The sequence below is a fragment of the Mesorhizobium sp. P2_H9 genome (genome assembly GCF_056403215.1).
Genome location: NZ_JBFUFX010000008.1, coordinates 23,326 through 45,976 on the forward strand (window position 1 = coordinate 23,326; position 22,651 = coordinate 45,976).

The 22,651-nt window shown below is 63.7% G+C and carries 28 protein-coding genes and 1 tRNA gene; 14 read left to right on the forward strand and 15 right to left on the reverse strand.

Annotated elements, in window-relative coordinates; genetic code table 11:
- Positions 1–17 precede the first annotated feature (17 nt).
- Positions 18–593, forward strand: a complete 576-nt coding sequence (locus tag AC1DXN_RS15790; protein ID WP_477274923.1) for a histidine phosphatase family protein — start codon at positions 18–20, stop codon at positions 591–593.
- 6 nt (positions 594–599) lie between these two features.
- Here AC1DXN_RS15790 and AC1DXN_RS15795 read toward each other — a convergent pair whose 3' ends face one another.
- The 13 genes from AC1DXN_RS15795 to AC1DXN_RS15855 all read right to left on the reverse strand — a co-directional run bounded on the left by AC1DXN_RS15795 (position 600) and on the right by AC1DXN_RS15855 (position 8,101).
- Positions 600–1,355 (reverse strand): pseudouridine synthase, encoded by a 756-nt coding sequence (locus tag AC1DXN_RS15795; protein WP_477274921.1) that lies wholly within the window; start codon positions 1,353–1,355, stop codon positions 600–602.
- A 73-nt stretch (positions 1,356–1,428) separates the two neighbouring features.
- Positions 1,429–2,499, reverse strand: coding sequence for a DUF4432 family protein (locus tag AC1DXN_RS15800; protein ID WP_477274919.1), 1,071 nt, complete (start codon positions 2,497–2,499; stop codon positions 1,429–1,431).
- 143 nt (positions 2,500–2,642) lie between these two features.
- Positions 2,643–2,921, reverse strand: a complete 279-nt coding sequence (locus tag AC1DXN_RS15805; RefSeq protein ID WP_477249603.1) for a PilZ domain-containing protein — start codon at positions 2,919–2,921, stop codon at positions 2,643–2,645.
- A gap of 244 nt (positions 2,922–3,165) precedes the next feature.
- Positions 3,166–3,603 carry a hypothetical protein gene (locus tag AC1DXN_RS15810; RefSeq protein ID WP_477274917.1) on the reverse strand — a complete coding sequence of 146 codons (438 nt, stop codon included), beginning with the start codon at positions 3,601–3,603 and terminating at the stop codon, positions 3,166–3,168.
- Positions 3,604–3,756: 153 nt separating this feature from the next.
- A tRNA-Phe gene (locus AC1DXN_RS15815) sits at positions 3,757–3,832 on the reverse strand.
- A 194-nt stretch (positions 3,833–4,026) separates the two neighbouring features.
- Positions 4,027–4,224: a DNA gyrase inhibitor YacG gene (yacG, locus tag AC1DXN_RS15820; RefSeq protein WP_477274915.1), complete on the reverse strand. Its 198-nt coding sequence runs from the start codon at positions 4,222–4,224 to the stop codon at positions 4,027–4,029.
- Positions 4,221–4,847: a Maf-like protein gene (locus tag AC1DXN_RS15825; RefSeq protein WP_477274913.1), complete on the reverse strand. Its 627-nt coding sequence runs from the start codon at positions 4,845–4,847 to the stop codon at positions 4,221–4,223. The genes yacG and AC1DXN_RS15825 overlap by 4 nt, the downstream gene beginning before the upstream one ends.
- A 25-nt stretch (positions 4,848–4,872) precedes the next feature.
- Positions 4,873–5,091, reverse strand: coding sequence for a translation initiation factor IF-1 (infA, locus tag AC1DXN_RS15830; protein WP_006200926.1), 219 nt, complete (start codon positions 5,089–5,091; stop codon positions 4,873–4,875).
- Positions 5,092–5,242: 151 nt separating this feature from the next.
- Positions 5,243–5,710, reverse strand: a complete 468-nt coding sequence (locus AC1DXN_RS15835) for an arsenate-mycothiol transferase ArsC (protein ID WP_477274958.1) — start codon at positions 5,708–5,710, stop codon at positions 5,243–5,245.
- The gene (locus AC1DXN_RS15840; protein ID WP_477248909.1) at positions 5,698–6,183 is read right to left on the reverse strand and encodes a UPF0262 family protein; all 486 of its coding nucleotides are present in this window, start codon (positions 6,181–6,183) and stop codon (positions 5,698–5,700) included. Before AC1DXN_RS15840 ends, AC1DXN_RS15835 begins: the two co-directional genes overlap by 13 nt.
- 6 nt (positions 6,184–6,189) lie before the next feature.
- Positions 6,190–7,482, reverse strand: coding sequence for a histidinol dehydrogenase (hisD, locus tag AC1DXN_RS15845; protein ID WP_477274911.1), 1,293 nt, complete (start codon positions 7,480–7,482; stop codon positions 6,190–6,192).
- 10 nt (positions 7,483–7,492) lie between these two features.
- Positions 7,493–7,927, reverse strand: coding sequence for a DUF2948 family protein (locus AC1DXN_RS15850; protein ID WP_477274909.1), 435 nt, complete (start codon positions 7,925–7,927; stop codon positions 7,493–7,495).
- Positions 7,928–7,966: 39 nt separating this feature from the next.
- Complete coding sequence (locus AC1DXN_RS15855) at positions 7,967–8,101, reverse strand: hypothetical protein (RefSeq protein ID WP_477274907.1); 135 nt, start codon at positions 8,099–8,101, stop codon at positions 7,967–7,969.
- Between the two features lie 141 nt (positions 8,102–8,242).
- Between AC1DXN_RS15855 and tsaB the strand changes: the two genes are divergently transcribed.
- The 12 genes from tsaB (at position 8,243) to trmB (ending at position 19,313) form a co-directional block, all read left to right on the forward strand.
- On the forward strand, positions 8,243–8,920 hold the full coding sequence (gene tsaB, locus AC1DXN_RS15860; protein ID WP_477274905.1) for a tRNA (adenosine(37)-N6)-threonylcarbamoyltransferase complex dimerization subunit type 1 TsaB: 678 nt from the start codon (positions 8,243–8,245) through the stop codon (positions 8,918–8,920).
- Entirely contained in the window at positions 8,920–9,414 is a 495-nt protein-coding gene (rimI, locus tag AC1DXN_RS15865) for a ribosomal protein S18-alanine N-acetyltransferase (RefSeq protein WP_477241576.1), read from the forward strand. Before tsaB ends, rimI begins: the two co-directional genes overlap by 1 nt.
- Before the next feature lie 31 nt (positions 9,415–9,445).
- Positions 9,446–10,246 (forward strand): lyso-ornithine lipid O-acyltransferase, encoded by an 801-nt coding sequence (gene olsA, locus AC1DXN_RS15870; protein ID WP_477274903.1) that lies wholly within the window; start codon positions 9,446–9,448, stop codon positions 10,244–10,246.
- Between the two features lie 63 nt (positions 10,247–10,309).
- Positions 10,310–11,719, forward strand: coding sequence for a tRNA (N6-isopentenyl adenosine(37)-C2)-methylthiotransferase MiaB (gene miaB / locus AC1DXN_RS15875; protein WP_477274901.1), 1,410 nt, complete (start codon positions 10,310–10,312; stop codon positions 11,717–11,719).
- Between the two features lie 83 nt (positions 11,720–11,802).
- On the forward strand, positions 11,803–12,795 hold the full coding sequence (locus tag AC1DXN_RS15880) for a PhoH family protein (RefSeq protein ID WP_477241582.1): 993 nt from the start codon (positions 11,803–11,805) through the stop codon (positions 12,793–12,795).
- A 17-nt stretch (positions 12,796–12,812) separates the two neighbouring features.
- A complete protein-coding gene (gene ybeY / locus AC1DXN_RS15885; protein WP_477274899.1) occupies positions 12,813–13,319 on the forward strand; it encodes an rRNA maturation RNase YbeY in 507 nt (168 codons plus the stop codon).
- A 28-nt stretch (positions 13,320–13,347) separates the two neighbouring features.
- Positions 13,348–14,436, forward strand: coding sequence for a hemolysin family protein (locus AC1DXN_RS15890; protein WP_477274897.1), 1,089 nt, complete (start codon positions 13,348–13,350; stop codon positions 14,434–14,436).
- 14 nt (positions 14,437–14,450) lie between these two features.
- Positions 14,451–14,921 carry a VOC family protein gene (locus tag AC1DXN_RS15895; protein WP_477274895.1) on the forward strand — a complete coding sequence of 157 codons (471 nt, stop codon included), beginning with the start codon at positions 14,451–14,453 and terminating at the stop codon, positions 14,919–14,921.
- 78 nt (positions 14,922–14,999) lie between these two features.
- Entirely contained in the window at positions 15,000–16,592 is a 1,593-nt protein-coding gene (gene lnt / locus AC1DXN_RS15900; protein ID WP_477274894.1) for an apolipoprotein N-acyltransferase, read from the forward strand.
- A 138-nt stretch (positions 16,593–16,730) separates the two neighbouring features.
- Positions 16,731–17,150, forward strand: coding sequence for a helix-turn-helix domain-containing protein (locus AC1DXN_RS15905; protein ID WP_477241592.1), 420 nt, complete (start codon positions 16,731–16,733; stop codon positions 17,148–17,150).
- Between the two features lie 171 nt (positions 17,151–17,321).
- Positions 17,322–18,587, forward strand: a complete 1,266-nt coding sequence (gene metK, locus AC1DXN_RS15910; RefSeq protein ID WP_477274892.1) for a methionine adenosyltransferase — start codon at positions 17,322–17,324, stop codon at positions 18,585–18,587.
- Between the two features lie 24 nt (positions 18,588–18,611).
- A complete protein-coding gene (gene trmB, locus AC1DXN_RS15915; protein WP_477274890.1) occupies positions 18,612–19,313 on the forward strand; it encodes a tRNA (guanine(46)-N(7))-methyltransferase TrmB in 702 nt (233 codons plus the stop codon).
- Here the strand turns inward: trmB and AC1DXN_RS15920 are convergent.
- Positions 19,289–20,704, reverse strand: a complete 1,416-nt coding sequence (locus tag AC1DXN_RS15920) for a sensor histidine kinase N-terminal domain-containing protein (RefSeq protein WP_477274888.1) — start codon at positions 20,702–20,704, stop codon at positions 19,289–19,291. The two genes, trmB and AC1DXN_RS15920, sit on opposite strands and share 25 nt — an antisense overlap.
- Positions 20,704–21,378 (reverse strand): response regulator transcription factor, encoded by a 675-nt coding sequence (locus AC1DXN_RS15925; RefSeq protein ID WP_477241888.1) that lies wholly within the window; start codon positions 21,376–21,378, stop codon positions 20,704–20,706. Before AC1DXN_RS15925 ends, AC1DXN_RS15920 begins: the two co-directional genes overlap by 1 nt.
- A gap of 118 nt (positions 21,379–21,496) precedes the next feature.
- Between AC1DXN_RS15925 and AC1DXN_RS15930 the strand changes: the two genes are divergently transcribed.
- The gene (locus AC1DXN_RS15930; protein WP_477274887.1) at positions 21,497–22,561 is read left to right on the forward strand and encodes an ABC transporter substrate-binding protein; all 1,065 of its coding nucleotides are present in this window, start codon (positions 21,497–21,499) and stop codon (positions 22,559–22,561) included.
- Positions 22,562–22,651: the final 90 nt, after the last annotated feature.

The following is a 22,651-nucleotide window of genomic DNA, read 5'->3' on the forward strand; positions in this document are numbered from 1 at the left end:
AATCGAAAGGCCCGCGAATGAGCAGCCAGTTTCCCGAGATCTACCTGGTTCGCCATGGCGAAACGGAATGGAGCGCGTCGGGAAAACACACCGGCCGCACCGACATCCCGTTGACGGCGAAGGGCGAGGCCGCTGCCCGCGGCGTGGCCGACCGCCTCAAGGGCCAGTCGTTTTCCGCTGTCTGGTCGAGCCCCTCGCAACGCGCTTTCAACACCTGTACGCTGGCCGGGTTCTCCGGCGTCAAGAAGGATGATCTGCAAGAGTGGGACTATGGCGCCTATGAGGGGCTGACCACCAAGCAGATCCTTGTTGATCGGCCGGGCTGGAACGTCTTTCGCGACGGCTGTCCGGGCGGTGAAATGGCTGAAAATGTCGGCGCACGAGCCGATGCGATCATCAGTCAGCTTCGCGCCGCCAATGGCAGCGTCCTGGTGTTTTCGAGCGCGCATTTCCTCAGAGTGCTGGCGGCGCGCTGGCTCGGCCTGCCGCCAGAAGACGGCGCGCTGCTGGTTCTCGACACCGCAAGCCTGAGCATACTCGGCTACGAGCACGATTTGACCGAGCCGGTCATCCGCAAATGGAACCAGAGATAGTTAGCGTCAGGCCGGCAGCAGCGCCAGTTCTTCTGATGTAAGGTGCCGCGCCTTGCCCTTGGCGAGATCGCCGAGCAGAAGCGAGCCGATCGCCACCCGCACCAGCCTCAGCACCTCGACGTCAAAGGCGCCGAGCAGCCGGCGGATCTGGCGGTTGCGGCCCTCGTCGAGCACGATCTCCAGCCATGCCGTGCGGCCGCCGCTGCGCAGGAGTTCGATCGAGCGCGCGCTCGACAGCTCGCCATCGAAGACCGCGCCGTCGCGAAGCCGCGCCAGCATCGCTTCGTCGGGCGGCGTGCCGATCTGCACGTGATAGGTCTTCGCGACATGCGAGGCGGGATCGAGCAGGCCATTGGCCCAGCGCGTGTCGTTGGTCATCAAAAGCAGACCTTCGCTCGCCTTGTCGAGGCGGCCGACCGGCGACACGAACGGCAGGTCGAGGTCCAAGAGGCAGTCAAAGACGGTGCCGCGCCCCTGCGGATCGTCGCGGGTGGTGACCAGCCCACGCGGCTTGTTGACCATCAGATAGACCTTGGCCTCGGCAACGACACGCTCGTCGTCGACCGTGATGCGGTCGCGATTGAGGTCGACGCGCAGTGACCCGTTGCGCACCACCTTGCCGCCCACACGAACGCGTCCTTCGGCAACCAGAAGCTCCGCCTGCTTGCGTGAACAGAGCCCGAGCTTCGACAGCGCACGGCAAAGGCTGACGCCAGCAGGGGCCGCCGCGGATCGTCGGGCAATGTCTGGTGGCCGTGTCATGGTCTGGCGGTCTCGCAATGAAGGGTGACAGATGCCATGCCCCGCAATGGCTCCGCAACCCGCATGGGCATCTCTAGAGGCCTGCGGCCTTTGTCCTGGCAATGGCCTGTTCTTGCCTTGCTGCCTCCTCCGCTGTCATTGCGCCGAAGCGCAGGGCACAGCGGAATGCTTCCCCTGGAGCGACGACAACCAGCCGTCCCCTTTCCTTGGCCGCGAGATAACCGTCGGGCTCGGCGGTCGCCGGCAGCACGAGGCCAAGCGCGTCCTGGTCGGCGCCGCGCGTGATCCAGCGCACGGCATAGTTCAGCTCTTCGGGGCGAGAGCTGACGAAATCCGCGGTTCCGTCCGGATGAACCTGCAAGGCGTGCGCCCAGCCTTCTGCGTCCGCCTTCGCTTTCATGGTCAACACCAGTTCGGGGTCGATCGGCTCGCCCTTGGTCAGCACACGATGGCGCGACGGATCGGCGACGATGGCATTGCGGTAGGCAAGATAGCGCTCGCTCGGCGTGAAGAACGGTGGCAGCACCTGCCGCACGACGATATCGGCGCGATCGTCGGCCACGCTGTCGACAAGGCGGCCATCATCCGCCGGCCTGAAATTGATGTGCGCCAGATACATCAGCTCCATCGGCGAGCGTTTCAGGTTCTCGATGGCAAGGTCGACGGCGACGCCGGTCGCATTGTGCTGCAGCCGCACGGTGGGCTGCGCCACATAGTCGTGGCTGAAGGCGACAGTCTGGCGGCAGCGGCCGGTCAGCGCCATGAATGACCCTTCCGCGTTGTCGCCGACAATCAGCTGCACATCCCTGTAGGGCGCATTGGGCAAGTCGCCATGCAATGGATGGCGGTCATTCGCTCCTGGGTTTCCCATCGCAGTGGCGCCGCAGTGAATGAAGAACGCGCCATAGTTGGAGAGATAGTCCCGCGTCGCAACCGGCTCATCGAACATCGAGCGCATGGTCAACGAGCGGCCGAGGAATGTCGCATCCCAGATCTGCTGCCCCTGGAACGGCAGCATGACAATTTCACCATGCTCATTGCTGATCCGCAGACCGGCGACGCCGGACCGGTAGCGAAACGCGGTGGCGATGAGGCCTGCATATCGGGCGACGACCGCTTCTGACGAGCCAAATTGCTCTGGCATCAAGTCGATGAGAACGTGATCCGGATGCACTCTTTCGACCTCGGTCTGCCGTACGCGAACGCCTGTTTCCTAGAGTTTTTGGGGCGACGGCAACGGTCAAATTCATCCAGCTTCGAGCGATGAATGAAGCACCAGTGCCTTTCTCATTTCAGCCTTGGTTCTTGCATCCCGTAGAACTGCACGCCAAGCCGCTCGTTCCTCCGCCACCTCACGACGGTTTGATAGACAACGCCATCATCGGGCACATCCAGGAAGAATCGGTCCGGTACGGATGCATCGGCAGCCACGCGCAACTCGGCGCCGCTTTTGTGCTGATTCCTCACCGAGCACGGTATTTCAGAACTCCCCGCCAGGATGATTGCCTGCTTCAACACATTCGGGCGGCTGAGAAGGCGGCGCTCCGGCTTGGGTTCTTCTTCCACTGTCTGGTTCCACCGAGTCGGCCCCGTGCCGAATCTGCCGCGAACTTACCTTGCATGGCTCAGTCTGCAAAGACAGACCAAAGCCCGAAGCCGACTTCGGTCAAACGCATTTTTCTGAAGCCATTGCATGCGGTGACGGTTAACCCCGGGTGCAGGCGGCGTTCGTGGCATGGGAGATGAACGTCAGCTCGCCATCCGAATTGCCGCAACTCGTTCGCAGCGCCTTGCAATATACCGCGATTGTTTATCCTCGAGCCGGCGGCAGCTCGAACAGATTGGCGCCGTTCTCCTGGCCGCGCTCGACATAGCCGATGATGCGGAACCATCTGGCGACGTCGGCCCGCTGCAGCCAGCTGCGCGAGTGGATGGGAAGGTTGCCGGCCAGCGCCTGGATGTGGCGGATGTGCCGCCTGCAGAAGCGGATGGTCGCGGCGCTGAAAAAGCCCTCCTGCGCGGCAAACAGCGTGTCGGCGGCGTCGCTGTTCTCATGCCAGGCGATGATCGCCACCGTCCTGTCGCCCTCGACCAGCGCATGAGCGCGGCCTTCCTTCAAATTCATCATCAGATTATCATAGGCAACTTTGCTGTCCTTGCCGGCCGCCGCGTATTCGTCCGACATCCGCGTGGACAGATCCCGGAAAACACCTTCGAGATCGCCGATCGTAGCTGCGCGTGCTCGCATTGCTCCTCCTGCAGCCCCGGCAGAAGTTTGCCCTAAGGTTGGGGGATCACCAAGCAAATCGAATCCGCGATTTGGCTGATGAGAGCAAAGTGATTTCGGCAGCGATATCGCGCAGCTCAGGGGCAGGCGACGCCGATACGGACATTGAAAATATGGTGCCCAGAGGCGGATTCGAACCACCGACACGCGGATTTTCAGTCCGCTGCTCTACCAACTGAGCTATCTGGGCCTCGCCGGCAAACGAAATCTCGCTGACCGGATTTCACGAAAGCGCCGTGCGGCGCCCCTTGAAAGCGCGTGGGTTATAGCACGGGAATCCGGCCTGTCCAGCGCCTAAGCGTTGATTTCCCGCAGGAAACGAGACTGGGTCCGTAGAGCCAATTCATCCGTCACGGTCACCGGCGCAAACCTTCCCCAACAGCCTCATTTCTGGCCGTCGGGATCCGTTTCTTCCTCATCATCGCGGGCTGATATGACGTAGGCGCCCTTGAGCCAGCGGTTGAGGTCGACGTCCTTGCAGCGCGTCGAGCAGAACGGATAGGTATCGCGCGCCGTCGGCTTGCCGCATTCGGGGCAGGGGCGCCGGGGGCGCAGGGGCGTTACCTTGGCGTCAGCACTCATGGCCGCGCGACCAGCCAGCTGGCGTGCACCTTGAAGCCTTCGCCGGAGAGCAGCGCCACCGTCTCGTACAGCGGCAGGCCGACGATGTTGGTGTAGGAGCCCACAAGCTTGACGACGAAGGAGCCGGCCAGCCCCTGGACGGCATAGCCGCCGGCCTTGCCGCGCCATTCGCCCGAGGCGACATAGGCGTCGATCTCTTCGCGCGGCAGCCGCTTGAACCGCACTCTGGTCTCGACCAGCCGCAAACGCTGCTTGCCGCCCGGCGTGATCAGGCAGATGCCGGAATAGACCCGGTGCGAACGGCCGGACAGCAGGCCGAGGCAGTTGGCGGCGTCGTCGAGCGTCTCGGCCTTGGGCAGGATGCGCCGCCCGACGGCGACCACCGTGTCGGCGGCCAGCACGAAGCTCGGCGTATAGTCGTCCTCGGTCTTGAGCGACGCCAGCGCCTTCTCGGCCTTCTCCTGCGACAGCCGCTTGGCCAGCGAGCGCGGATGCTCGGCGCGCAGCGGCGTCTCGTCGACATCGGCCGGCAGCACGCGGTCCGGCTCGATGCCGGCCTGCTGCAGCAGTTCGATCCGGCGCGGCGACCCCGAAGCAAGCACGAGCTTTTGCAAAATGCTCATCGCGGGACCAGGCCGGCTCTAAATCTTACTTGAAACGATAGGTGATGCGGCCCTTGGTCAGGTCGTAGGGCGTCATCTCGACCAGGACCTTGTCGCCGGTCAGCACGCGGATGCGGTTCTTGCGCATGCGGCCGGCCGTGTGGGCGATGATTTCGTGTTCGTTTTCGAGCTTCACCCTGAACATCGCGTTGGGCAACAATTCTGTCACGACACCCGGAAACTCGAGGACTTCTTCCTTCGGCATTCGATACCTTTGCTTGGATTGCAGTTCCGGCGCTTAGAGCATGATGCCGAAAAGTGTGAAGCGGTTTTCGGACGACATCATGCTCTGCTTCTTTGACTCGAGCCGGAATTTCGGCGGAACCTATATGATAATCGTGCGCTTGTGAACACGCTTAATCCGTCGCGTTTTTTGCCTCTGGAAGCAAAAAACGTCGGCTGATACGCGCCCTCAGCCGCTCGCGCACATCGCGATAGGCGGCCAGGATCTGTTCTCGCCGGCCGCCGACATCGGTCGGGTCGGGCATCGGCCAGTATTCGACATCGACGGCCAGCGAGCGGGTGAGTTCGAGTGCGGCGTGATGCGCTTCCGGCGCCAGGGTGACGATCAGATCGAAATAGTCGTCTTCCAGATCGTCCATCGCTCTGGGCTGGCGCTCGCCCAGCGACAGGTCGTCTTCGGCCAGCACCGCGTCGACGAACGGATCGCGCTCGCCGCGGTGCACGCCGGCCGAGGCGACGAAGGTCGCGGGCGGCAGCATCCGGCGCGCCAAAAGCTCGGCCATCGGCGAGCGCACGGCATTCATGCCGCACAGGAACAGGATCGAGCGGGGCAAAGGGGCGGGCAGAATTAACCCCGCCAGTGCAGCACGCAGACCAGCGTGAACAGCCGTCGCGCTGTGTCGAAGTCGATGTCGATCTTGCCGGAGAGTCGGTCCATCAGCGTCTGCGAGCCCTCATTGTGCAGGCCGCGCCGGCCCATGTCGATCGCCTCGATATGGCTCGGCGTCGACGAGCGGATGGCGTCGTAGTAGCTCTCGCAGATCATGTAATAGTCCTTGACGATGCGCCTGAGCGGCGTCAGCGACAGGATGTGGGTGACCACGGCCGCGCCATCCTCGCGCGTCACGGCAAACACCAGGCGCGATTCGGCCAGCGACAATTTCAGCCGGTAAGGCCCGGCGCCGTCGTCATTGACCGGCTGAAAGCTGTTCTCCTCGATCAGGTCGAAGATCGCCACCGCGCGCTCATGTTCGACATCGGGCGTCGAACGGCCGATCGATTCGTCGAGTTCGACGTCGATCAGCTTGGCGCGGGTTCGATCGTCGTCCGACATGGTGGCCTACATGTTCAGCCGTATGGCGACGGAGCGGCCATGCGCATCGAGGCCTTCCGCCTTGGCCAGCGCGATGGCCGCCGGCGCCAGCGCCCGCAACTGCTCGGAGCCCAGCTTCAGGATCGAAGTGCGCTTGACGAAGTCGAGCACCGAGAGGCCCGACGAGAAGCGCGCCGAGCGCGCCGTCGGCAGCACGTGGTTGGAGCCGCCGACATAGTCGCCGATGACCTCCGGCGTATGGCGGCCGAGAAACACGGCGCCGGCATTGCGCATCCTGGCCAGAAAGGCTTCCGGATCGTCGATGGCGAGCTCGACATGTTCGGCGGCGATGCGATTGACCAGCGGCAGCGAGGCTTCGATCGTTGGCACCAGGATGACAGCACCGAAATCGCGCCAGCTTGCCGCCGCCGTCTCGGCCCGCGACAGTTTTTGCAATTGCCGCTCGACCGCCTGCTCGACCGCTTTGCCGAAGGCTGGATCGTCGGTGATCAGAATCGACTGCGCCGACACGTCATGCTCGGCCTGCGCCAACAGATCGGCGGCGATCCAGTCCGGGTCGTTGCTGCCGTCCGCCACCACCAGCACTTCCGACGGCCCGGCAATCATGTCGATGCCGACGGTGCCGAACACCTGGCGCTTGGCCGCCGCGACATAGGCATTGCCGGGGCCAACGATCTTGGCCACCGGCTTGATGGTCTGGGTTCCATAGGCCAGGGCTGCGATCGCATGCGCGCCGCCGACACGGTAGATTTCCGACACGCCCGAAATATCGGCCGCCACCAGCACCAGCGGATTGATGATGCCTTGCGGCGCCGGCACCACCATGACGATGCGCTCGACGCCGGCGACGCCGGCCGGCACGGCATTCATCAGCACCGAGCTTGGATAGCTCGCCGTGCCGCCCGGCACATAGAGGCCGACCGCCTCGATCGCCGTCCAGCGCGACCCGAGTTCGACGCCGATGGCGTCGGTGTAGCGGTCGTCCTTTGGCCGCTGCCGCTCGTGATGGGCGCGGATACGCTCGCGCGCGAATTTCAGCGCTTCGATCGTCTGCGGGTCGGCGGCTTTGTAGGCCTTGGCGATATCGTCCCCGGAGACGGCGATGCCGAGGCTTTTCAAATCGGCATGGTCGAACTTTTGCGTGTAGTCGATCAGCGCCGCATCGCCCTCGGCGCGCACCCGCGCGATGATGGCGCGCACGGCGGCATCGACGTCCTCGGACGCCTCCCGCTTGGTCAGCAGGAAGGCGGCGAAACGCTGCTCGAAATCGGCGTCGGACTGGGCAAGCGTGATGGCCATCGGATAACGCTCAGGCCCTGTGGACGGGGCGCGACGTGGCGCCCCAGGCGCCGCCAATATCGGCAAGCCGCGCCTCGATGCACTCGACATCGAGCATGATCGTGCCGCCGCCCGAAAAGATCAGCTCGACTATGCCGGCAGGCTTGCTGATCTCGACGAAGCTGATCGCCAGCAGCGACAGAACCTCGGCCGGCCTGTCGCGGGCAATGCCATTGGTCTTGGCGCCGAGCACGCGGTCGAAATGCAGCACCGCCTGCCGCCGCTCATTGTGCTGGCTGAACAGGCCGGACTTCGCCTCCCAGACGAAGCGGTTCATGGTCAGTACGAAACGCTTGGCGGTCGGCAGGAATTCGAGGTCCGCCACCTTCATCACGGCGTCCTGGACATGGGCCGAAACGATGGCCAGGTCCTGGTCGTCGAGCGCGATGAGCTTGAGAGCTGCCATATGGATTCCGCACCTGAAAGTTGACTGTTCAGCCTTCTGTTAGAGCATGATCCCGAAAAGTGGAAACCGGTTTTTGGAAAAGATCGTGCTCAAAAACCGGAAACTGGCGGTCTTGGCGATCGGTGCAACCACCCCAATGGCATCAGATTTGCGCTGCCTCAGCGTTGCGGCCACGTGCGGCTCTCCCTTCTCCCCTTCACAGGAGGAGAAGGAACGGGCCTTCACGAAACAAGCCGCTTAACGATTTATGCACTATCCCCTTGCGGTCACGGGCCATGGCGGGCACAGGGAATTGTTTCTCGAACCGGCCGCCTCATGAAGTTGCTTGCCATCGACTGTGCCGCCTCTCTCTGTGCTGCCTGCGTCTACGACGCGGCGGCCGGGAAGGAGCTTGGCCGCTCGGTGCTCGACCTCGGCAAGGGTCATGCCGAGCATCTGATGGCCGTCATCGATACGGCGTTGAAGGCCGGTGGAACCGACTTTGCCGGCCTCGGCGCCATCGCCGTCTCCATCGGTCCCGGCTCCTTCACCGGCCTGCGCGTCGGCGTTTCGGCGGCGCGTGGCCTGGCGCTGGCGCTGAAAATTCCGGCGATCGGGGTGACCACGCTGGAAGCGCTGGCCGCGGAAGCCGCAGCTGGATTTCCCGGCCGTGCCGTGCTTGCCGCGCTCGATGCCGGGCGCGAGGAGATCCATGCAGCGCTTTACGATGAATTGTCGGTTTTGCGCTATGGTCCTGACGTGACCACGCTCTCGCAAGCCGCCACCATGGCGGCGGACAAGTCTCCGGTCCTTGCCGGTACCGCTGCCATGCAGATCGCCGCGACCGTCGGGCACGCCCTAGACATCGGTCCAACGGCTGCCACCGCCGACATCGCCGTCTACGCACGGCTCGCCGCCGCCAAGGGCGAGGGCGAAAAGCCGAAACCGCTCTATCTGCGTGGTGCCGACGCAAAGCCGCAGGCCGGCTTTATTCTTTCGAGGCAGGAAAAATAATGCGCATTCCCTTCCTCCAACCGCGCCGTAGGGATTATGCGCTCGAACCGCTGACCATTGCCGACAGCCCGGCGGTGTCGGTTCTGCATCGCGAGGATTTCGTGCGACCGTGGACCGATGGCGAATTCGCCGCGCTGCTCGAGCAGGACACGGTGTTCGGCTATGCCGCGCGCGAGACCGGACACGGCGCCAAGCCGCCGGTCGGCTTCGTGCTGGCGCGGCTGGCGGCCGGCGAGGGCGAAATCCTGACCGTCGCGGTGGCGCGCTCGCACCGCCGCCAAGGGCTCGGTTGGCAATTGATGGACGCCGTGCTGCGCGAACTGCACGCCCAGCGCGCGGAAGCACTTTTCCTCGAGGTCGACGAGACCAACGTCGCCGCCATCGCGCTATACCGGCGGCTCGGCTTCCGTGAGGTCGGCAAGCGCGCCAACTATTACAAATCGCCGGAACACGGCCCGACCGGCGCGCTTGTCATGCGCCGCGATCTTCGCTAGCAGGGCGCGGGCAGGGCCAGGGCCAGGGCGAATGATCAAGAAAATCCGGATTTTCCTGGCGCTGGGCCTCGTTGTCGTCAGCTCGCTGATCCTTGTGCCGCTGCAGATCCTGTCGATGAAGACCGGGATTTGGCCCGAGACCTTCATCCTCAAGATCTGGCACAGGATCATCGTCAGGGCGCTCGGCATGCGCGTCCATGTCAAAGGCACGCTGTCCAACCAGCGTCCGCTGCTGGTGGCGTCCAACCACATCTCCTGGACCGACATCATGGTGCTGGGATCGATGGTCGATGTAAAGTTCATCGCCAGGGCCGATATGGAAGGCTGGCCGCTGATCGGCATGCTGTCGAAGCTGCAGCGCACCGTCTTCATCGAACGCGAGCGCAAGCGTTCGTCGGGCGATCAGGCGAGCGAGATCGCCAACCGCATGGCCAAGGGCGACGCCATGGTGCTGTTTGCCGAAGGCTCGACCGGCGATGGCAATTTGCTTTTGCCGTTCAAGAGCACGCTGTTCGGCGCCGCCTCGATGGCGCTCTCGGAAGGCGCAGTCGACCAGGTGTTCATCCAGCCGGTGGCGATCGTTTACACGCGCCTGCATGGCGTGCCGCTCGGCCGCCGGCACCGGCCGATTGCCGCCTGGATCGGCGACGAGGACCTGATGCCGCATCTCAAGGTGTTGCTGGCCGAGGGCGCTCTCGATGTCGAGGTGCATTTCGGCGAGCCGGTTCCCTTCTCCAAGGGCTCGAACCGCAAGGAAACGTCGAAGCTGATGGAAAACCAGGTGCGCGCGATGATGCAGGCGGCACTCGCCGCGCCGCGGCCGAGCCGGTAGTTCCAAGCCGCTACGGGCAAAAGCGTCTGTTTTTTGTCACCAAAAGGCGTTAGAAGCCGCCGGATGGATTTGAACACGATAGAACGGGACGACATTGCCACGGCGGCCGAAAGCGCGGTCACGCCGGCTGCCACGACCAGGAAGGTCTTCGTCAAGACCTATGGTTGTCAGATGAACGTCTATGATTCACAGCGCATGACCGATGCGCTGGCCGCCGACGGCTATGCGGCGACCGATGCCATCGGCGAGGCCGATCTGGTGCTGCTCAACACCTGCCATATCAGGGAGAAAGCGGCGGAAAAGGTCTATTCCGAACTCGGCCGCATTCGCGAGATGAAGGCTCAACGCGCTCTGGCCGGGCGCGAGATGGTGATCGGCGTCGCTGGCTGCGTGGCTCAGGCGGAAGGGGCGGAGATCCTGCGGCGGTCGCCGGCCGTCGATCTGGTCATCGGCCCGCAGACCTATCACCGGCTGCCCGATGTGCTGGCAAGGGTGCGTGGCGGCGAGAAGGTCATCGAGACCGACTACGCCGTCGAGGACAAGTTCGAGCATTTGCCGCAGCCCGGGCGCGCCGAAGTGATCAAGCGCGGCGTCACCGCCTTCCTCACCGTGCAGGAAGGCTGCGACAAGTTCTGCACCTTCTGCGTCGTGCCCTATACAAGAGGCTCGGAAGTGTCGCGGCCGGTGGCGCAGATCGTTGCGGAGGCCGAGCGTCTGGCGGAAGCCGGCGTGCGCGAGGTGACGCTGCTCGGCCAGAACGTCAACGCATGGCATGGCCAGGGCGAAAACGGCGCGGAATGGGGCCTTGGCCGCCTGCTGTTCCGGCTGGCCGAGATTCCCGGCCTTGCCCGGCTGCGCTACACCACCAGCCACCCGCGCGACATGGACGACGAGCTGATATCAGCCCACCGCGACCTGCCGGCGCTGATGCCCTACCTGCATCTGCCGGTGCAATCGGGCTCCGACCGCATCCTCAAGGCGATGAACCGCAGGCACACGGCAAAGGACTATCTGACTCTGCTCGACCGTGTTCGCGCCGCGCGCAGCGACATCGCGCTTTCAGGCGACTTCATTGTCGGCTTCCCCGGCGAGACGGAAGCCGATTTCGAGGCGACGATGCAACTGGTCCGTCAGGTAAATTATGCCTCGGCCTTTTCGTTCAAATATTCGCCGCGTCCCGGCACGCCGGGCGCCGAGATGACCGATCATGTGCCGGAAGCGGTCAAGGACGAGCGCCTGCAGCGTCTGCAGGCTCTGCTTGTGAAACAGCAGCAGGATTTCGGCGCCAGCCTGGTCGGCAGGACCATTGATACGCTGATCGAGAAGCCCGGCCGCCAGGCCGGCCAGAAGGTTGGCCGCTCGCCATGGCTGCAGCCAGTTATTGTTGATGAAAAGGCCGGCGAAATCGGTGACATTATCCAGGTGCGAATCACGAAGACGGGCTACAATAGCCTGTTCGCCGAATTGGCCTGACGGCCTCGGCAGATGAGGAGAGACGGTTGAGCGCTGCTGAAGTGAAGAATCTGCCTCAGAGTTTGACGTCTGGGGCCTCGGATATGGCGCACATCGTTCTGACTTTCGACAACAACAAGCTTGCCAGCGCCCTTTACGGCCAGTTCGACGAGAATCTGGCCCGACTTGAACAAAAGCTCGGTATCGATATCCGCTCGCGCGGCAATCAGCTGACCATCAAGGGGTCCGCTTCGGCAGCCGAGCAGGCGCGCCGCGCACTCGACAATCTCTACGGCATTCTCCAGAAAGGCGTCGATATCGGCCAGTCGGACGTCGATGGCGCCGTGCGCATGGCGATCGCCGCCGACGATCAGCTGACGCTGCCGACGCTGGAGCGCAAGGGCAAGGTATCCGCCGCCCAGATCGCCACCCGCAAGAAGACGATCTATGCCCGCTCGCTCAACCAGGACGCCTATATGCGGGCGCTGGAGCGGTCCGAGCTTGTCTTCGGCATCGGCCCGGCCGGCACCGGCAAGACCTATCTGGCGGTGGCGCATGCGGCGATGCTGCTCGAACGCGGCATGGTCGAACGCATCATCCTGTCGCGGCCGGCGGTCGAGGCTGGTGAAAGGCTCGGCTTCCTGCCCGGCGACATGAAGGAAAAGGTCGATCCGTACCTGCGGCCGCTCTATGACGCGCTCTACGACATGATGCCCGCCGACAAGGTCGAGCGCGCCATTGCCGCCGAGGTGATCGAAATCGCGCCGCTGGCCTTCATGCGCGGCCGCACGCTGGCGCATGCCGCCGTCATCCTCGACGAGGCGCAGAACACCACGCCGATGCAGATGAAGATGTTCCTCACCCGTCTCGGCGAGAACTCGCGCATGATCGTCACCGGCGATCCGACGCAGATCGACCTGCCCTCCAACACCAAATCGGGCCTGGTCGAAGCGCTGCGGGTCCTTGATGGCGTGGACGGCGCGGTAACGGTGCGCTTCAACGACGGCGACGTGGTCCGCCACCCGCTGGTGGCCGAAATCGTCAGGGCCTATGACCGCGACGCCAAGCTGGCGCGTGGTCTCGGCGTCGAGAGCTGATGTGACGATGCCGGCTCATGCCTGAAGACTTAAAACCTGGCGACGGGGATTTTTCGGTTCCCGTCGAGATCGACATCTCTGTCGAAGCCGGCGACTGGCCCGATGAGGCAAGCTTGACGCGGCTGGTCGATCGCGCCGTTGCTGCCGCGTTTGCCGAAACCGGTGTTGCGGGGCAGTCCGAGCTCAGCATCGTCTTTTCCGACGATGCCCATATCCGCACCCTCAACGCCGATTGGCGCGGCAAGGACAAACCCACCAACGTCCTGTCTTTCCCGGCTTTTCCGTTCGTCATGGGCGGTCCGTTGCCGCCGATGCTGGGCGATATCGTGCTCGCCGCCGAGACCGTCGCGCGCGAAGCGGCACTGGAAGACAAGCCGATGGACAACCATATCACCCATCTCGTCATCCATGGCCTGCTGCATTTGCTGGGCCACGATCACGAGACCGATGCCGAGGCAGAGGCAATGGAAGCCATCGAGCGCGCCGCGCTGGCAAGGCTTGCCATTCCCGATCCCTACGCGTAACTACAAAAGACCAAATGACCGGACGACGATGAACGACAAACCAGAAACTGCCGCCCGCCCCGACGCCGGCAGTGCGACCAAGCCTTCCGATACGACGGAAGAGGGCTCGAGTCCCAGTACCACGACCGGCAGCCCCGTTTCTGGCAGCATTGCCAGCGAGCCATCGCCTGCCGGTCCTTCCCTGTTCGACCGTGTGATCGGCCTGTTCCGGCAGCGCAACGGCACCAGCCTGCGCGAGGAAATCGCCGGCGCCCTGGCCGAAACGACAAGCGACGCCGGCGCCTTTTCGCCCGGCGAACGCGCCATGCTCAACAACATCCTGCGTCTGCGCGAAGTGCGCGTCGAGGATGTCATGGTGCCGCGCGCCGACATCGAGGCGGTCGAGATCACCACGACTTTGGGCGATCTGCTCGGCCTGTTCGAACAGTCCGGCCATTCCCGCATGCCGGTCTATTCCGAGACGCTCGACGATCCGCGCGGCATGGTCCACATCCGCGACGTGCTGGCGCACATCACCAAGGTCGCCCGCGTCAAGAAGGGCAGGACATCGAGGAAAGCCCCAGCCGCCACGCTGCTCGACCTCGCCCAGGTCGACCTTGCGCGCACCATCGGTGAGTTGAGCCTGATCCGCCCGGTGCTCTTCGTGCCGCCGTCGATGCTGGCTTCCGACCTGATGGGACGGATGCAGGCGACGCGCACCCAGATGGCGCTGGTCATCGACGAATATGGCGGCACCGATGGTCTCGCCTCGCTGGAAGACATCGTCGAGATGGTGGTCGGCGACATCGAAGACGAGCATGACGATGACGAGCCGATGATCACCCAGACCGGCGATGGCGTGTTCGTCGTCGATGGCAAGGCCGAGATCGACGAGGTCGCCAAGATGATCGGCGAGGACTTTACCGCCGGCGAGCATGGCGAATATGTCGATACGATCGGTGGCATGATCTTCAACACGCTGGGCCGCGTGCCGGCGCGTGGCGAAGTGGTGCAAGCCATACCCGGCTTCGAGTTCCACGTGCTCGATGCCGATCCGCGCCGCGTCAAGCGGGTGCGCATCGTGCAGAGCCAGAAAGGCGAGCGCCGCCGGCGCGCCGTCCGCACCGAGCAGGCGTAAGGAAGCGCCGACCAATGGCGGTCGACGATCCGTTCAAGCACTCGACCCTCGGCTCCGGCATATTCTACAAGGACCCGCGCGCCGCCTTGCGATGGCTTGAGACGGCCTTCGGCTTCGAGCCAAGCATGGTCGTCAGTGATGCCGACGGGAAACTCGTCCATTCCGAAATGCGCTTCGGTGACGGCTATATCATTGTCGATTCCGAATGGGCCGCTCACATCGCCAGCCCGGCTTCGGTGGGCGGCAGGAACACCCAATCGGTCTATATGAGGCTGAAAGACGGCCTGGACGCTCATTGCGAGCAGGCGCGGGCGGCCGGCGCCGACATCGTCCAGGAGCCCGCCGATCAGTTCTACGGCGAGCGGCTGTATCGGGCGCGCGACCCCGAAGGCCATGTCTGGACCTTCACGCAAACCCTACGCTCGGTTCCCCGCGAAGAGGCCGAGCGGGTCGGTGATGTGCAGATCGAGGGTTGGCACCGCTAGATCACATTTAAGCGGTTTGGAGCGCGGACTGCAGCCTGCTAAATCTTCTGCCGTGATTCGCGCGATGTGGAAGCCTCGATGCAGCGCCTTGCCGGCCGGATAATTCTGCTTTGGGGCTGGCGGCGCGCGCTGGTAGCGTTTCTCGCCGGGGCATTGGCGGTTCTGGCCCAGGCGCCCTACGATTTTTTCGCTGTCTGTTTCGTTTCGTTTCCGCTGCTGGTCTGGCTTCTCGATGGCGCCACCGGCGAAGCCTCCGACGGCTGGCTGCGGCGCCTGCGGCCGGCCTTTGCCGTCGGCTGGTGGTTCGGTTTCGGTTATTTTCTCGCCGGCCTGTGGTGGATCGGCTCGGCACTTCTGGTCGAGGCCGACAGTTTCGCCTGGGCCTTGCCGTTCGCAGTCATCGGCATCCCCTTCGCGCTCGCCTTTTTCTATGGTTTCGCCACGGTCGTCGCCCGGCTGCTGTGGAGCAACGACATCGGCCGCATCGCCGCGCTGGCCTTTGGTTTTGCCCTGGCGGAATGGCTGCGCGGCTTTCTGTTCACCGGCTTTCCCTGGAACGCCGTCGGCTATGCGGCGATGCCGGTGCCCTTGCTGATGCAGAGCGTCTCGCTCACCGGCATGATCGGCATGAACGCGCTGGCGGTCTTTGTTTTCGCGCTGCCGGCGCTGCTTGCGGCGCAAAGGCATCTGCGCCTGGGTGCCGCGCTGCTGGTCATTCTTGTCGGCGCCCATGTCGGCTTCGGCTATGTCAGGCTTACCGCTGCGGTCGCGCCTGCAACCCGCACCGTCGATGTCCGCATCGTGCAGCCTGACGTCGATCTCAGCGAGAAGTGGGACGCCTCGGTGCGCGACCGCATCTTCGCCACCCTGATGGGGTTGTCGGCCAAGGCGCCGGAGCCTGGCCACGGCAAGCCGCAGCTGATCCTGTGGCCGGAGACGTCGGTGCCGTTTCTGTTTACCGAGCGCCCGGATGCGCTGACGGCGCTGGGCGAGATGCTTGGGGCCGGCCAGGTGCTGGTTGCCGGCGTCGTGCGCGAGGAGGGCGGCTCGGCGGCGAATGTCAGCAGCCGCTATTACAATGCCGTGGTGGCGATCGACGACAAGGGTGAGATCACCGATGCCGTCGACAAGGTTCATCTGGTGCCGTTTGGCGAATATCTGCCTTTTGCCGACCTGCTTGGCCGTTTCGGCGTCGATCAGCTCGTTGCCGGGCCGATGAATTTCGCCGCCGGCAATGAGCGCCACCCGATCGCGCTCCCCGGCGGCATCCGCGCGCTGCCCTTTATATGTTACGAGGTGATCTTTCCTGATCTGGTAGCAGTTGACGCTGCGTCAGCCGAGCTTATTGTGAACGTCACAAATGACGCATGGTTCGGCGACACGCCGGGTCCGTACCAGCACTTCAGGCAGGCTCAGATTCGCGCGGTCGAGAATGGATTGCCCTTGTTGCGTGCCGCCAATAACGGCATTTCCGCCGTTGTCGACGCGCACGGACGCATCGTCGACGCTTTGGCCGTCGATGCGCGAGGCGCCATCGACGTGCGGGTGCCGGTCTCCGGACAGGCTCTCGTCTCCGCCGGCCAGAGGCGCATTAACGGAATGCTGATCATGTTGCTGTTTGCCATGATCGCCCTCGCATTGAATGTAAGGCAACGGCTACGGGTGAATTGACAGTCGACACATTAGAAACTCATACTGTACGCGCCTAAAATTTCTCGAAGTCGGTTGGAGGTTCTGTTGGGGCAGTTGGCTCCGGCTTCGTTTGGGCAAGAAAAATAGAAAAAGCCGGAAAAATTCGGCGAGGAAAAAATGACAGAAGAAAACAAGAAAAAACCGAATCCGATCGACATCCATGTCGGAAGTCGCATCCGGCTTCGGCGCAATATGCTTGGAATGAGTCAGGAAAAGCTGGGTGAGAATCTCGGCATCACGTTTCAACAGATCCAGAAATATGAAAAAGGCACGAATCGCGTCGGCGCCAGCCGCCTGCAGGCAATAGCGTCCATACTCAGCGTGCCCGTTGCCTTCTTCTTCGAGGATGCCCCGGGTCAGGAGCCCGTAGGCAATCGCGGATTCGCTGAAGATGCTTCGATGGCTTTCGCCGTCGAATTCTGCGGCAGTCCCGAAGGGCTTCAGCTCAACCGCGCCTTCGTCAAGATCGTTGATGTGAAGGTGCGCCGGCGGATCATAGATCTGGTGAAATCTCTTTCCACCGAAGGTGCCGACTGATCCGGAGGCTCGACTGCCGGCGGCGCCATGCTGCCGGTGGTACAAGATAATAACTGCTGCGACATTCGTGCCAGAACTGCGGCACCGCTTGACGAGCGACGCCCGGCACCGCTAACACGTGGCGCGCCAAAGTCGGCAGCCCTGCCGATCCGTTTTCAAGAGGGGACACCCGTGACGCGGCAGAATTACTTCTTTACCTCGGAATCCGTTGCCGAGGGCCATCCCGACAAGGTTTGTGACCGTATCTCCGACGAGATCGTCGATCTGGTCTATCGTGAGGCCAAGAAGACCGGCATGGACCCGTGGAAGGTTCGTGTCGCTTGCGAGACGCTGGCGACCACCAACCGCGTCGTCATCGCCGGCGAAGTGCGTGTTCCAGACACGCTGCTCAAGCGAGACAAGGCCGGCAATATTCTGAAGGACGCGGCCGGGCATTCGGTCGTCAATCCGGCGAAATTCAAGTCGGTTGCGCGCAAGGCGATCCGCGAGATCGGCTACGAGCAGGCCGGTTTCCACTGGAAGACGGCAAAGATCGAGGTTCTCCTGCACGGCCAGTCGCCTGACATCGGCCAGGGTGTCGACAACGCGTCCGACCGCCAGGGCGAGGAAGGTGCCGGCGACCAGGGCATCATGTTCGGTTATGCCTGCCGCGAGACGCCGGACCTGATGCCGGCGCCGATCTATTACAGCCACAAGATCCTCGAATTGCTGGCCGCCGCGCGCCACGAAGGCAGCGGCGACGCCGGCAAGCTCGGCCCGGATGCCAAGAGCCAGGTCACCGTCCGCTACATCGACGGTAAGGCCGCCGAGGCGACGCAGATCGTGCTGTCGACCCAGCATCTCGATGCAAGCTGGGATTCGAAGAAAGTCCGCAAGGTCGTCGAACCCTATATCCGCGAGGCGCTTGGCGATCTGAAGATCGCCGACGATTGCATGTGGTACATCAACCCGACCGGCAAGTTCGTCATCGGTGGACCCGATGGCGACGCCGGCCTGACCGGCCGCAAGATCATCGTCGACACCTATGGTGGTGCCGCACCGCATGGCGGCGGCGCCTTCTCCGGCAAGGACACCACCAAGGTCGACCGTTCCGCCGCCTACGCGGCACGCTACCTCGCCAAGAACGTGGTGGCGGCCAAGCTCGCCGATCGCTGCACCATCCAGCTGTCCTACGCCATCGGCGTCGCCCAGCCGCTGTCGGTCTATGTCGACCTGCACGGCACCGGCAAGGTTGACGAGGCAAAGCTCGAGGAAGCGCTGCGCACGGTGATGGATCTGTCGCCGTCCGGCATCCGCCGTCACCTCGACCTCAACAAGCCGATCTACGCCAAGACCTCGTCCTACGGCCATTTCGGCCGCAAGGCCGGTCGCGACGGTTCTTTCTCCTGGGAAAAGACCGATCTCGCCAAGGCGCTCAAGGACGCGGTTGCCGCCTGATCGGTGGCCGCCACGCGTCAGCCCATGGATCCCAAAGACAGGCCAAGCCGCGCGACCGAAGCATTTTTCGGCCGCCGGCGCGGCAAGACCATCCGCCCGCAGCAGGCGGCCGCACTCGAAAGCGGTTTCAGCACTTACAGGCTCGACCTGACGGCCAAACCGCCTGCCGATCTGCGTGATCTGTTCGCGACGGATGTTTCCGCGGTTCAGCTGGAAATCGGTTTTGGCGGTGGCGAACACCTTTTGCACCGGGCGACGGCGGCGCCTGCCACCGGTTTTGTCGGCGTCGAGCCGTTCGTCAACGGCATGGCCAAGATGATGATGGCGGTGCGGGAAAGGCCGCTTGCCAATCTTCAGGTCTATGACGACGACGCCACGCGCCTGCTCGACTGGTTGCCGGAGGCTTCGCTCGATGGCATCGACCTGCTTTATCCCGACCCGTGGCCGAAGAAAAAGCACTGGAAGCGGCGCTTCGTCAGCCCGCTCAATCTCGACCGTTTTGCGCGCGTTCTGAAGCCTGGTGCAAAGTTCCGCTTCGCTTCCGACATCGACACCTATGTGAACTGGACGCTGCTGCACTGCCGGGCGCATGGCGCATTCGCGTGGCAGGCGCAGGAAGCGGCCGACTGGCACCGGCCCTATGATGGCTGGCCGGGCACGCGCTACGAGGCGAAGGCCATTCGCGAGGGCCGGCGGCCGGCCTATCTTACCTTCGTGCGAAGCTGATCCTGGTTCGCATTTGAAAAGGCGACGCGGACGCGCAGGCCGCGATCGTCCTTGCCCGCCGACAGATCGAGCCGTCCGCCAAACAGTGCCGCGATCTCCTCGACGATCGGCAGGCCGAGCCCCGCTCCTGGTTTGCCGCCGACACCGCCGCGCACGAAGCGCTGGCGCACGCCTGCCAATTCATTGGCCGCGATACCCGGTCCACTGTCTTCGACTTCCAGCATGACATCGTTGCTGTCGGCGAAAACCCTGACGGTCGCCTCCGTCCCGCTGCCGGCATAGGCGAGCACGTTTTCGATCAGATTGCGGATCATTTCGCTCAACAGCATCGGCTCGCCGCGGACGAACTGCGCCTGTTCGCCCTCGAAGCCGAGGTCGATGCCGGCGCTGTGGGCCTGAGCGACAAAGTCGGCGGTCAGCGTCTGCGCAAGTTCGGTCAGATTGATCGCGCCAAGGCTCTTCAGCCGATCGGACATCGCTTCGTCGACCTTGGCCAGCAGCAGCAGCTGGGCGATGACGCGTTCGGCATGGGCAACCGCCTCGTCGCCGATCGTTGCGGCATGACGGGCCTCTTCAAGCGAATGGGCGCGCGCCGAAAGCGCCAGCTGCGTGCGGATGATGGCCAGCGGCGTGCGCAGCTGGTGGCTGGCATTGCCGGTGAAATGCCGCATCGCGCCAAGCGCCGAACCAAGTCTTCCCATGAACGAATTGACGGTGTCGACCAGGCCGCGCACCTCTTTTGGCACCGATTGTTCGATCGGGTGCAGATCCTCGGGGTTACGCTCGGAAATGGCGTCGCGCAGCCGATAGAGCGGCCGCAGCGAAAAGGTGACGGCGAGCCACATGATTGCCGCTGCGCTGCCGATCAGGATGGCCAGCCGCAATGCGGAGCGCAACAGGATTGTCCGCGCCAGTTGCGTGCGGGCGATCGTCGTTTCGGCGATGGTGACGACGAAAGGCACCGAACTCGCCCCGGTCGAAGCGGCGCGCGACAGCGATGTCAGCCGGATGGGCTCGCCGCGAAAGCTGGCATCGGCATAGCCGCTTTCCTCGCGCGCAAGCCCTTTGATCACCGGCAACGTCTGATAGCCGGTTATGAAGACGCCACCGGGGCCGTCGACCCGGTAGAACACGCGGTCCTGCGCTGCCGACGTCAGCATTTCGAGCGCCACATAGGGGACGTCGACCTCCAGCACGCCGTTCTCGGCAACGACTATGCGCTCGGCAATGGCCAGCGCCGAGCCGGCAAGCACCCGGTCCGAGACGGCGTTTGCCGTATTCACGGCCTCGCGATAGGTGTCGGCGAGCGCAATCAGGCCGATGATGACCAGCGGCACCAGCAGCCAGACCAGCAGCCGCCTGCGCAGCGAATATGGCTTTGCCGGCACCATCAGCCGCTTTGGATCTTTTCGAGGTAATAGCCGATGCCGCGTGCGGTCCTGATCGTCAGGCCGTAAGGCGCCAGCCGCTTGCGCAGGCGGCTGGCATATTGCTCGATGGCGTTGGCGCTCAGATCCTCGTCGAAACCGGCAAGCGATTCGATGATGGCCTGCTTGGCCACCACCTTGCCGGCGCGCATGAACAGCGTTTCGAGAAATGCCAGTTCGCGCGCCGGAATGTCGATTGTTGCTCCCTGCGAAGAGAAGCTGCGCGTGTTGAGGTCGAGAACCACTTCGCCGAAGGCAACGGTCGCTGCCTTGAGGCCGGCGCGGCGGCGCAGCAGCGTGCGAACCCGCGCCTCCAGTTCGCCGACATCGAAGGGTTTGACCATATAGTCGTCGGCGCCAAGGTCTAGCCCTTTGACCCTTTCGTCCAGCGAGTGGCGCGCCGACAGGATCAGCACCGCCGCGTCATGCTGGCGACCGCGCATGGTGCGCAGCACTTCCAGACCATCCATCTGCGGCAGGTTGAGGTCGAGAATGACGAGGTCGAACCGCTCGGTGGCAAGGACGGCCACGGCCGATGCGCCGTCGCCGACCACGTCGACAGCATAGCCGCTGCCCTTCAGCACGGCTGCGAGACCGGCGGCCAACGTCTGACTGTCCTCTACCACCAGAATGCGCACTGGGTTCTCCCTGCACCGACGATGCCTATTCGACAGGCAAAGGTCCAGAGCCGTGTCACTAGCGTCGTGGCGTGTCGCCGTTGTGCAGTCCCCGTTGTTGAGGCATGGTCTGGCGACCATGCGCCTGGCCATCCTCACCGTTCTGGTTTGTCTCTCGGCGCCCGCATGGGCGGACGTCACCCTCTTTCCCGCACTTGACGGGGCTTCGAATGCCCGCACGCTGGTCGTCTATTCCTCGCTGGACGCGCCTTTGGCCAAGCCGATGATCGACGGCTTCCAGAAGGCCAATCCCGACGTCGCCGTGCGCTACGAGGATCTGTTGACGACCGACATCTATGATCGCGTCGTTGCCGAAACCGACGCCGGCAAGGGTACCGCCGACATCGCTTTTTCCTCGGCCATGGACCTGCAGGTCAAGCTCGCCAATGACGGCTACGCCCAGGAAAGCCGCCTGCCGCTTTCCGATCTCTGGCCACGCTGGGCAAACTGGCGCAACACCGCCTATGCGCTGACCTTCGAGCCCGCGGTGTTCGTCTACCACAAGCCGAGCTTCAAGGACGCTCCGCCGCCCGCCACGCGCGGCCAGTTCGTCGATTTTCTCAAGACCCAGGGCGACAAGGTCTATGGCCGTATCGCTACCTACGACATCGAGCGCTCCGGGGTTGGTTTCATGTTCATGGCGCGCGACCAGGAGCAGTACCCGGACATCTGGTCGGTCATCCGTGCCATGGGAGCGTCCGGCGTGAAGCTTTACTCGACCAGTTCCGCCATCCTCGAGCGCATTGCCGATGGCCGCTTCGTGCTTGGCTACAACATACTGGGTTCCTATGCCGCCGATTGGGCCGCCAGGGATCCCGACGTCGGCATCGTCCTGCCCAAGGACTACACGGTGGTGATGTCGCGCATCGGACTGGTGCCCACCGCCTCCCGCTCGCCGGACCTTGGCCGCCGTTATCTCGAATATTTCATGTCCGCCGAAGGACAGACGGTGATGGCGCGCAAATTGCAGATCGCCGCCGTCAATCCGGAAGTTTCGGGTGAGAACACGGCAAACAGAATGCAGGCGGTTCTCGGCGGACAATTGCGTCCGGTCCCGGTCAGCCCGGGCCTGATGGTCTATCTCGACCAGGTCAAGCGCATGCGCCTCATCGAACGCTGGAATGCGGCGCTGCGCAGTCCTTGATCGTACGATATTCCTATCCTGTTGCATCGGTGTCAGTCTGATGTCAGGTTGCTGCGCTAGGTAGGTTTTGGCCCATCCGTGGAGGCGGCG